This is a genomic window from Streptomyces sp. W16, assembly GCF_033194735.1.
Lineage (GTDB): Bacteria > Actinomycetota > Actinomycetes > Streptomycetales > Streptomycetaceae > Streptomyces.
Genome location: NZ_JAWOAI010000373.1, coordinates 1 through 10,123, shown reverse-complemented (window position 1 = coordinate 10,123; position 10,123 = coordinate 1). Strand labels below are relative to the sequence as shown.

Sequence of the window (10,123 nt, the reverse complement as noted above, 5' to 3'; positions counted from 1 at the left end):
CGGCGCGGCCCTCCGGCCGCCGACGCGGACCGCGGAGACAACGAACTCGGTTCCGCGCGGCGCTCGCGGTCCACCTGGGCGGTCGGCCACCGTCGCAGGTCCGTCCGCACGGCGCCGAAAACCCCGCGCTCCACGTCGATCACCGTCATAGGCTTACGGCCGCTGTCTGCCGAGGGAGGACACATGGGGATCCAGAGCCTGACCCGCACCGAAGCCGAGCGCCGGTCCGCGCTGATCGCGGTCGAGCGGTACGACGTGGACGTCGATCTGACCGCGCTGCCCGACGGGCCGGAGGTCCGCTCCGTCTCCACGGTGGCGTTCACCTGTCGGGAGCCGGGCGCGGCGACCGTCGTGGACTGCGCGGCACGGGTGCTCAGCGCGACGCTGAACGGGGTCGAGGTCGGCCCCGGCGAGGACGGGCGGATCCAGCTCCCCGGTCTCGCCGCGCACAACGTGCTGTGGGTGGAGAGCGCGCAGGCCGACACCACCACCGGCGAGGGCGTGCACCGGGCGACGGACCCAGGCGACGGCGAGGTGTACGTGTGGATGAGTTTCGAACCGGACGAGGCCCGCTTCGTGTGGGCCTGCTTCGACCAGCCCGACCTCAAGGCCCCGCACGCCTTCACGGTGACGGCTCCGGCCGCGTGGACCGTCACCAGCAACTCCGGTGACGCGGACGTGGTGGAGCTGGGCGCGGCCCGCCGGTGGACGTTCCCGGACACCCCGCCCCTGTCGACGTACAACACGGTCATCAACGCGGGCCCCTTCCACGAGGTCCGCCGCGAGGTGGACGGCCACAACCTGGGCCTGTATGCCCGCCGTTCGCTCGCCGAGGTCCTCGACCGTGACGCCGACGAGCTGTTCACCCTCACCCGCCAGGGTCTCGCCTTCTACGCCGAGGCCTTCGCGATGCCGTTCCCGCAGCGCAGGTACGACCAGGTGTTCGTGCCCGAGTTCGGCGGGGCGATGGAGAACTACGGCTGTGTGACGTGGTCGGACGCGTTCCTGCGGCGGGCCGCGCCGACTCCCGCCGAACACGGGCTGCTCGCAAGGGTGTTGCTGCACGAGATGGCGCACATGTGGTTCGGCAACATCGTCACCATGCGCTGGTGGGACGATCTCTGGCTGAACGAGGCGTTCGCGGAGTTCGCCTGCCACTGGGCCGCCGAGCGTGCCACCCGGCACACCGACGCGTGGGCGAGCCATCTGATGACCGGCAAGATCAGCGCGTACCTGTCCGACCAGGGCCCCGCCTCGCACCCGATCCACCAGCCCATCCACGACGTCGCCCAGGCCGCGTCGATCTTCGACAACATCACCTACCCGAAGGGCGCGTCCGTCCTCCAGCAGCTCATGACGTACGTCGGCGAAGAGCACTTCAGGACCGGCATGGCCGCCTACTTCGCCCGCCACGCGTGGGGCAACACCACGCTCCAGGACCTGATCGACTCCCTGTCGGAGGCCAGTGGCCGCGACCTGGACACCTGGCGCACGGCCTGGCTGGGGACGGCGGGCACCGACCGCTTCGCGCTGGAGCGCGACGGCGACACCCTCACGCTGGTGGCTGCCGGCAGCCCGCGTCCGCAGGTGCTGGCGGTGGGCGCGTACCGGGAGAACGGCGACACGCTGGAACGCCGGGCGCTGGTGCGGGTCGAGGTGACGGAGACCCGGACCCCGGTGGCCGGTCTCCCGCCCGCCGACGTGCTGCTGATCAACGACGACGACCTGACCTTCGCGACGACCCGTCCGGACCCCGCCACCAGGGACGCTCTCTTCCGTACGGCGGCGCGGTTGCCCACGGCGATCTCGCGGGGTGTGGCCGCGGCCACCGTGTGGGACATGCTGACGACCGGCGAGGCCACGGCGGTGGAGGCCGGGCACTGCCTCACCGCGTTGCTGGCGGCGGAGACGTCCGACGCGGTGATCGAGCCGTATCTGACCCTCGCCGCGGACGTCGCGGAGCTGTGGGCGCCGCCCGCCGAGCGGACCGCGTTGTCGGCGGCGGTGGCGGCTGCCTGTCTCCGGCTCGCCGACGACCCCGGCCGCCGTCAGGTCGCGCTGCGCGGGCTGGCCCGTACCGCGACGACCAGGGACGATCTCGGCCGGCTCCGCGAAGGGGCCGGTGCCGACGTGGACCTGCACTGGCGTGCGCTGGTCCGTGACGCAGAACTGGGCGGGGAGGTCATCTCGGAGTCGGAGCTCCTGCTCGCGCGCGACCCGGACCCCGATGCCTGGACCCGCGCCCTCACCGTCCGGGCCGCCCTGCCCGACGCCGCCACGAAGGCGGAGGTCTGGCAGCGGCTGGCCATGGACCGTGCCGTCCCCATCAACTCGGTGCGTCTGGTGGCGGCGGCCTTCTGGCGCCCGGGCCAGGACGAGTTGCTGGCTCCTTACGCCGAACGTTATCTGGAGGCGATCCCGAAGCTGCACCAGGGCGGAATGCTGCTGGCGATGGGCTATACGCACCACCTCTTCCCGTTGCACGCCATCGATCCGGCGTACATCGAGCGGGCCCGGGAGGCGTCCCAGGAGGCGGTGCCGGTGGTCCGCACCACGCTCCTGGAGCGCTCGGACGAGGTGAGCCGCATGCTCCGCACGCGAGCCGGCGGGGCCTGACCCGGCCCGGCCTACGCCCCCAACCGGGCGGCCGGGCGGGCAAGTTGCGGGGCCCTGGACGAAAGCGGCCGAGAGGTCAGTCCGCGGGTGGCGTCGGCTCGGGTGCCGGCCGTTCCGGGTGCGGGGCGGAGGGCTGTACGCGCAGTGGGCGGGCCGCCCAGGCGGGCAGGTGCCAGTTCCAGCCGCCGAACAGGGAGACCAGGGACGGCACGAGCAGCATCCGCACGATGGTCGCGTCCAGCAGGATGCCGATGCCGAGACCGGTCGCGAGGGTCTTGAGGTCGGTGCCCGGTCCCGAGGCGAGTGCGGCGAAGGCGAGGAAGAGGATGAGTGCGGCGCTGGTGACGAGGCGGCCGGTGCGGCCGATGCCCTCGACGACGGCCTCGTCGGTCGAGTGGCCGGCGTCGTACTCCTCCCGGATGCGGGAGAGGATGAACACCTCGTAGTCCATGGACAGTCCGAACAGGAACGCGAAGATCATGATCGGGATCCAGAACGTGACGGCCCCGGTGGCGGCGATGCCGAAGATCGCGTTGGAACCGTGACCGTCCTGCCAGAAGAGGACCATCAGGCCTAGGGTCGCCGCCAGTGAGATCAGGTTGAGCAGCACCGCCTTCAGCGGCAGCAGCAGCGAGCGGAAGGCGCGCACGAGCAGGATGTACGTCAGCAGCGCGATGATCGTGAGCATCAGCGGGAAGTTGCCGTAGACGGCGTGCAGGAAGTCGATCTGTGCCGCGCCGATCCCGGCGACGCCGACGACCCCGGGCAGGTGCTCCGTGGCGTTCTTCACCCGCTTGACCACACCGACGCTCTGCGAGTTCACCGTCTCGGTGTCCGGGATGACGACGACGATGCTCTGTCCGCCCCGGTTGCCCGCGGGCCCGGTCGGCACGAACACGCTGCTCACGCCGTCGACCTTGGCGAGCGTGGCGGCGACCGGTTTCGCCTGGTCGGTGCTGACCAGGACCTCCATCGGGGTCAGCGCGCCGGTCGGGACGCCGCCGCGCTCCAGCGTTTGCAGGGTGTCGTAGGCCGGGCCGTTCTTGGCCAGTGACTCCGAGGAGGCGAGGCCGATCTTGATGCCGACGAAGACACCCACCAGAACCGCGAGCGCGGCCAGTGCGGCGCCGGCCGCGATCCAGCGGCGCCGTACGACGGCGGCGGTCCAGCGGCTCCAGAAGCGGCTCGCCCGGTTCTCGTGGCGGATCTTGGGCCAGTCGACCTTGGGTCCGATGCCGCCGAGGATCGCGGGGGTCAGGGTGAGTGTCGTCAGCACGCTCGCGAGCGGGATGAGCGCTCCGCCGTAGCCCATGCTCCGCAGGAAGGGGACGGGCAGGACGACCAGGGAGAGCAGGCCGATGGCGACGGTGACGCCGCTGAACACGATGGCGTGCCCGGCGTGCTGCATCGCGACGACGACCGCGTCGTGGTTGTCCCGGCCGCGGTCGCGCTCCTCGCGCCAGCGGGTGACGAAGAGCAGCGAGTAGTCGATCGCGACGCCGAGGCCGATGAGGGCGACGAGGAACTGCACGATGAACGACACGTCGGTGGCGTAGGTGAGCGGCAGCAGCATCACGAAGGTCGCGAGGATCGACACGGCGGCCACCAGCAGCGGCAGCAGGGCCAGGAAGGACGCGAACACGAAGGCGAGGACGGCGAGTGCGCCGACGGCGCCGAGGAGGGTCTCGCCGAGTACTCCGGGGCCGCCCCCGTCGTCGCCGCCGGAAGCGAGCGGGTCCTCGCCCGTCACGCCGACCTTCGCGCCCGCCGGCATGGCCTTTTCGGCCGCCGTACGGATCGGGTCGGTCAGCAGCGTCTGGCTGGGTGACGGGTTGAACCGGTAGAAGACCAGGGCGTAGGCGGTCCGGTCGTCCTTCGTCCGGAACGCCTTGTCGCCTGTGTTCGCCTCGTCGATCACCCGCAGGCCCGGTGCGGCCGTGCCGGCGGCGGTGAACACGCGCCCGACGTCCGTCTCGTGGCCGGTGACGGTCTGCCCGGTCGGCAGAGTGACCGCCACGAGATACGGGTTGGTGTCGCCGCCGCTGCCGAAGGCCTTCTCAATCTTGTGCGCGGTCACGGTGCCGGGCTGGCCGGGCAGGGAGAAGTCGATCGTGAGCCGGTCCGTGGTCCGGCCGGCCAGCGCGATGCCGGCGATCAGCACGAGACCCCAGAACGCCACGACCATCTTGCGATGCCGCAGTACGAATTCGGCCCACCCTCGCATGCCGGACTCCCCGCGTCGTAGGTTGCGCGAGTCTAGCCCGCCGCCCCGTTCATCCGCTATCGGGATAATCCATCCGGTTTGACGGGATCCGGAAGCACAGAATCCGCGTTGGCGCACCTCGGGAAGAGAGCGCGGTGCAGGGCTGTTTCAGCCTTCGGTACCCGGATCATCGCCGGACTCCTGAGAACGGAGCAGTCAAGGTGAACGACACGTCGAAGACCGACATACGGCAGGTGACAGACATCCCCGCTCCGCCGCCCGACGTACTGGAGCAGGCCCGGCGGCACCGGCGGCACACCCTGGAGCTGCTCACCGTCTGTGCCGTGGGACTGGTCCCCTGGACGGTTCTGCTGGCGGTGACGCTGCCGTCCGCCTACGAGGTGCACCAGTGGCGGGTGACCTGGGTCGGGTTCGACGTCCTGCTCGTGCTCGCGATGGCGTCCACCGCGCTGCTCGGCTGGCGGCGGCACCGGGCGGTCATCGTGGCGGCGGTCTTCTCGGCGGCGCTGTTGATCTGCGACGCGTGGTTCGACGTGTCGCTCGCCTTCGGCACCTCGGACGTCTGGTCGGCCCTGGCCCTGGCGGTCTTCGCGGAACTGCCGCTGGCCGGCTATCTGATCCACCGGGTGACGGCGATGATCTCGCTCGCGCGGTGGCCGTCCGTGGAAGCGGCCACCAGGATCGTCGAATAGCCGCCTTGCCTCTGCGGCAACGGTGAGTTTTTCGCAACTCCCCTTTGTTCCCGATGACTTCGTTCGGACATCCACAGGGCTGAAGTTGGTCGCCATGAGGAGCGGCGAGGTGTCAAGACCTCGGCGCGCGGCATGGAGGATGTCATGCCCGAGATGTATTTCGCTGTCCGTGCACACTACGCCGTCGCCGTGGTCGGCGGCGGTCAGGCCGGACTCTCCGTCAGCCACCAGCTCCACGAACGCGGTATCGACCACATCGTCGTCGAGTCCCACCGGGTCGGCCACGAGTGGCGCGAGCGCCGCTGGGACTCCTTCTGCCTGGTGACCCCCAACTGGCAGTGCCGACTGCCCGGTTACCCCTATCGGGGCGACGATCCCGACGGGTTCATGGTCCGCGACGACATCGTGCGCCACCTGGAGGGCTACGTCGCCCACTTCCGGCCGCCACTGGTCGAGGGCGTGACGGTCACCAGGCTGCGCCGCTCCCCGAGCGGACTCTTCGAACTCTCCACCACACAAGGGGACTTCACCGCCGACCAAGTGGTGATCGCGACCGGCCCCTACCACTCCCCCTCCCTCCCCCCGATGGCCCAGCGACTCCCCGCCCCGGTCACCCAGGTCCATTCCTCCCGCTACCGCAACCCTGCCCAACTCCCCCCGGGCGCGGTCCTGGTGGTCGGTACCGGTCAGTCCGGCTGCCAGATAGCCGAGGACCTGCATCTCGCCGGCCGCCAGGTGCATCTGGCCGTCGGCAGCGCACCGCGGGTGGCCCGCTTCTACCGCGGCCGTGACTGCGTGGCCTGGCTGGACGACATGGGCCACTACGCCAAGAGCATCGACGACTTCGACGACGCGGGCGCGGTCCGGATGCGCGTCAACCACTACGTCACCGGACGCGACGGAGGCCGCGACATCGACCTGCGCGCCTTCGCCCGCGACGGTATGCGGCTCTACGGCCGGCTGACCGAAGTCAGCGGTACGGCACTGGAGTTCGCCGACGACCTCAAGGTGAACCTCGACCGCGCGGACGCCGTGGCCGAGGGCATCAAGGACGCCATCGACGCCCACATCACCGCCCAGGGCATCGCGGCACCGGACGAGCCACGCTACGTACCCGTGTGGGAACCGGACGACCAGCCGCACGAACTCGACCTGGAGCAGGCCGGCATCACGTCCGTCGTCTGGTCGACCGGGTTCCGCCGCGACCACCGCTGGATCGAGGCACCGGTCTTCGACGGCCGCGGCTACCCGATGCACTGGCGCGGCGCCACCAGCGTCCCCGGCCTGTACTTCCTCGGCCTGCCCTGGCAGCACTCGTGGGGTTCGGGCCGCTTCGAAGCGGTGGGCAGGGACGCGGAGTTCCTCGCGAACCACATCGACGCCTCGCGCCGCCTGGCCGACGTCTGCGGCACCCTCACCGGCGCCCCCACCGACCTGGCCTCCGCCCTCCCGATCGGCTGAGGAACGGGACGACATGGTCTACGACGCACACCGCCACATCGGTGTCCTGCCCGCCCACCCCTTCTACGGCGGTCCGCCGGTCAACCCCGACACCACCGCCCGCGCCACGGTCAAGCAGCTCATCGCCGACCTGGACGCGGAGGGCACCGAACGCGCCCTGGTCATCCCCAACTACGGCGTGCCCGACCCCGCGATCGCCTTCTCCTTCAACGAGTTGGCGATCGAGGCCGCCCAGACCGACGACCGCATCCGGGCCGGACTGTGGGTCTCCCCGCGCCCCGAGGACGAGCAACGCACCGCTCAGGCACTGGAGTTGGCGGGCGAGCGGGGCGTGAAGGCGCTCAAGCTGAGTTTCCTGCTGGGCGGACGTCCGACCGACCCGGTCTGCCGTCCCCACCTCGACCGGATCTTCGCCGTGGCGGCCCGGCACGGGCTGGTGGTGCACGTCCACACCTCCCCCGGCGCCGCCTCCGACATCGACGAGGTCGGCCACCTGGTCGACTGGTACGCCGATCAAGTCCCCGTCCATCTCGTGCACTTCGGTGGCGGGATGAGCGGCCACATCAAGCTCGCCGGTTCCCGGTTCTTCGACTGGATCACCGCCGGCAAGCACGTCTACACCGACCTCTCCTGGGCCATCGGCTTCACTCCCCGCTGGCTGGCCACGGAGATCGAGCGCCGGGGCATCGGCCACGACCGGGTGCTCTTCGCCAGCGACCAGCCGTGGGGCGACTTCACGGGCGAGTACGCCCGTCTCGCCGAAGCGACCGGTGGCGGCGCACTCGGCGAGCTGGTCTTCAAGAACACGTTCGCCGCGCTCTACGACTGACCGACCTCCCTCCCAAGTCCGGTAACGCACAAGGAGACAGCCATGTCCGAAACCGTCGAACTCACCGAGATCGAGCAGAAGTCCCTCACCGAGATCCCCCACCCGTCCCTCCCCGAGGGCACCAGCATCTACGGCTCCACCAAGGTCTTCCCCGACTACAAGGCCGAGGACGGCGAGACGTACTTCACGCTCGTCCACGGCATCGCCCACGAGTCGTCGGTCTCCTTCGTCGCCGTCCTCCAGGCCACCCGCGCCCTGCGCAAGGGCTTCGAGACGGCCATCTACTTCTACGGCCCCGGCTCCCTCAACTGCCTTGCCACGCGCGGCTTCCCGACCACCGGCAACTCGGCCTTCCCCGGCGAGCACAACATCAACAACCAGCTCAAGACGTTCATCTCCGAGGGCGGCAAGGTGTTCTGCTGCCGCTTCGGCCTCTCCCTGCACGGCGCCCGCGAGGAGGACCTCATCGAGGGCGTCATCCCGACCCATCCGCTCGACGTCCAGGACGCGCTGATCCACTACGCCCGCAAGGGCGCCATCATCAACTCCACCTACCAGCTGTAAGGGGCGGGCCGTGAGCGTTGGCACCAACACAGCGGTGGACGTGCGGATCATGACCCGTGCCGAACTCGCCCTCCACGGAGTCCGGTTGGACGCTCCGGTGCGGCGACCGGACGGCGCGGGACCGAGCGACGACGGTCACGTCCTCGTCGACGGTGCCAACGCCGCGCTGCCCACCAATCCCGACAGCCCCTACTCCGTACGGGACGGCAGGGTCTGGCTCGGCGAGGACGACACCGGCCTGACGCTGTCCGCCGTGGACCGCCCGAAGTTCTACGACCTCACCACGGCCGACGGCATCCCCTACGAGCACATCGCCCGCCTCCACGGCGCCGACGTCCTCGCCACGACCGTCGTCCAGACCTGCATCCGCTACGCCGAGTCCGACCGCTGCCGCTTCTGCACGATCGAGGAGTCCCTGCGGGCCGGCGCGACGGTCGCCGCGAAGACTCCGACGCAACTCGCCGAAGTCGCCGAGGCCGCCGTCCGGTTGGACGGCATACGGCAGATGGTCATGACCACGGGCACGACGACCGGTCCGGACCGGGGTGCGCGCACTCTCGTCCGCTCCGTGCGTGCCGTCCTCGATGCGGTCCCCGGTCTCCCCATCCAGGTGCAGTGCGAACCGCCCGGCGACCTCGCCTGGATCCGCGCCCTGCACGAAGCAGGGGCCACCGCGATCGGCATCCATGTCGAGTCCCTCGACGAGGACGTTCGGCGGCGCTGGATGCCCGGTAAGTCGAGCGTCCCGATGGCCGAGTACGAGGCCGCCTGGGACGAGGCGGTGCGGGTCTTCGGACCGAACCGTGTCTCCACCTACCTGCTAGTCGGCCTCGGCGAGAATCCCGACGAACTCGTCGCGGGCGCCGGGGCGTTGATCGAACGAGGGGTGTATCCCTTCGTCGTCCCCTTCCGTCCGATGCGTGGCACGCTCGCCGCCCGCGACGGGATCGAGCCGCCCGGTGCGGAACTCCTGCGGTACGTCACCGAGGGCGTCGCTGCCAGGCTGCGGGCAGCCGGGATGAGCGGGGCCGACCAGAAGGCGGGCTGCGCGGCCTGCGGCGCGTGCAGTGTGCTGCGCACCGCGGGCGGGTGAACGCCATGTACCTCGACGGCTCGGCGGCACCGCTCGTGGCGGACGGGCCGGTGGACATCCTGGCGCTGCTCGGCGACCGCAGCACGCTCGCCCGCCGCCCCGCGTTCCAGATCGAACAGGCCGCCGACGACACCCAGTTGGCCGCCTACAGACGGCTGCGCACCGACACCTTCGTCCACGAGCAGGGGCTCTTCACCGGCGACGACCTCGACGACCGTGACGCCGACACCCGTACCGTCGTGCTGGTCGCCAAGGACCCGGACGGCACGGTGATCGGCGGAGTGCGGCTCGGCCCGGTCGACGACCGGCCCGACCTGGGCTGGTGGCAGGGTGGCCGACTGGTCGTCGCCCCGAAGGCACGCGGCCCGCACGGAATCGGCGCGGCACTGGTCCGGGCCGCCTGCGCACGGGCGGAGGCGGAGGGTGTCCTGCGGTTCGACGCGACCGTCCAGGCCCGCAACGAGGTGCTGTTCCGGCGGCTCGGCTGGCGGTCCGTGCGCGCCACGGAAGTCGCCCGCACCCCGCATGTCCTGATGCGCTGGCCCATCGGGCGGATCGCGGCCCAAGTCACCGCCACCAAGGCCGCGTTGGGCCACCTGCTCGCCGCGCTGCCCGCGCCGCCCGGCTTCGTCGGCGACGACGGC

At 70.8% G+C, this 10,123-nt stretch carries 8 protein-coding genes; 7 read left to right on the top strand and 1 reads right to left on the bottom strand.

Annotation, left to right across the window (positions count from 1 at the left end):
• Positions 1-183 precede the first annotated feature (183 nt).
• Positions 184-2,616: an aminopeptidase N gene (pepN, locus tag R6V09_RS36260; RefSeq protein WP_317885717.1), complete on the top strand. Its 2,433-nt coding sequence runs from the start codon at positions 184-186 to the stop codon at positions 2,614-2,616.
• Positions 2,617-2,692: 76 nt separating this feature from the next.
• Here pepN and R6V09_RS36255 read toward each other — a convergent pair whose 3' ends face one another.
• Positions 2,693-4,840, bottom strand: a complete 2,148-nt coding sequence (locus tag R6V09_RS36255; RefSeq protein WP_317885716.1) for an MMPL family transporter — start codon at positions 4,838-4,840, stop codon at positions 2,693-2,695.
• Positions 4,841-5,040: 200 nt separating this feature from the next.
• Here R6V09_RS36255 and R6V09_RS36250 point away from each other — a divergent pair, with 200 nt between their 5' ends.
• From R6V09_RS36250 to R6V09_RS36225, 6 genes are all read left to right on the top strand, one after another.
• Positions 5,041-5,532 (top strand): hypothetical protein, encoded by a 492-nt coding sequence (locus R6V09_RS36250; protein ID WP_317885715.1) that lies wholly within the window; start codon positions 5,041-5,043, stop codon positions 5,530-5,532.
• Between the two features lie 144 nt (positions 5,533-5,676).
• On the top strand, positions 5,677-6,993 hold the full coding sequence (locus tag R6V09_RS36245; RefSeq protein ID WP_317885714.1) for an MSMEG_0569 family flavin-dependent oxidoreductase: 1,317 nt from the start codon (positions 5,677-5,679) through the stop codon (positions 6,991-6,993).
• A gap of 13 nt (positions 6,994-7,006) precedes the next feature.
• Positions 7,007-7,822 carry an amidohydrolase family protein gene (locus R6V09_RS36240; RefSeq protein ID WP_317885713.1) on the top strand — a complete coding sequence of 272 codons (816 nt, stop codon included), beginning with the start codon at positions 7,007-7,009 and terminating at the stop codon, positions 7,820-7,822.
• Between the two features lie 42 nt (positions 7,823-7,864).
• Complete coding sequence (locus R6V09_RS36235; RefSeq protein WP_317885712.1) at positions 7,865-8,386, top strand: MSMEG_0572/Sll0783 family nitrogen starvation response protein; 522 nt, start codon at positions 7,865-7,867, stop codon at positions 8,384-8,386.
• Positions 8,387-8,396: 10 nt separating this feature from the next.
• A complete protein-coding gene (locus R6V09_RS36230; RefSeq protein WP_317885711.1) occupies positions 8,397-9,479 on the top strand; it encodes an MSMEG_0568 family radical SAM protein in 1,083 nt (360 codons plus the stop codon).
• 5 nt (positions 9,480-9,484) lie between these two features.
• The coding region (locus R6V09_RS36225; RefSeq protein ID WP_317885718.1) for an MSMEG_0567/Sll0786 family nitrogen starvation N-acetyltransferase at positions 9,485-10,123 on the top strand (639 nt) is incomplete at its 3' end.

Excerpts from the sequence above, each read along its gene's own strand:
- R6V09_RS36255 (WP_317885716.1), bottom strand. The coding sequence starts at position 4,840 with ATGCGAGGGTGGGCCGAATTCGTACTGCGGCATCGCAAGATGGTCGTG.
- R6V09_RS36245 (WP_317885714.1), top strand. The coding sequence starts at position 5,677 with ATGCCCGAGATGTATTTCGCTGTCCGTGCACACTACGCCGTCGCCGTG.
- R6V09_RS36235 (WP_317885712.1), top strand. The coding sequence starts at position 7,865 with ATGTCCGAAACCGTCGAACTCACCGAGATCGAGCAGAAGTCCCTCACC.
- R6V09_RS36240 (WP_317885713.1), top strand. The coding sequence starts at position 7,007 with ATGGTCTACGACGCACACCGCCACATCGGTGTCCTGCCCGCCCACCCC.
- pepN (WP_317885717.1), top strand. The coding sequence starts at position 184 with ATGGGGATCCAGAGCCTGACCCGCACCGAAGCCGAGCGCCGGTCCGCG.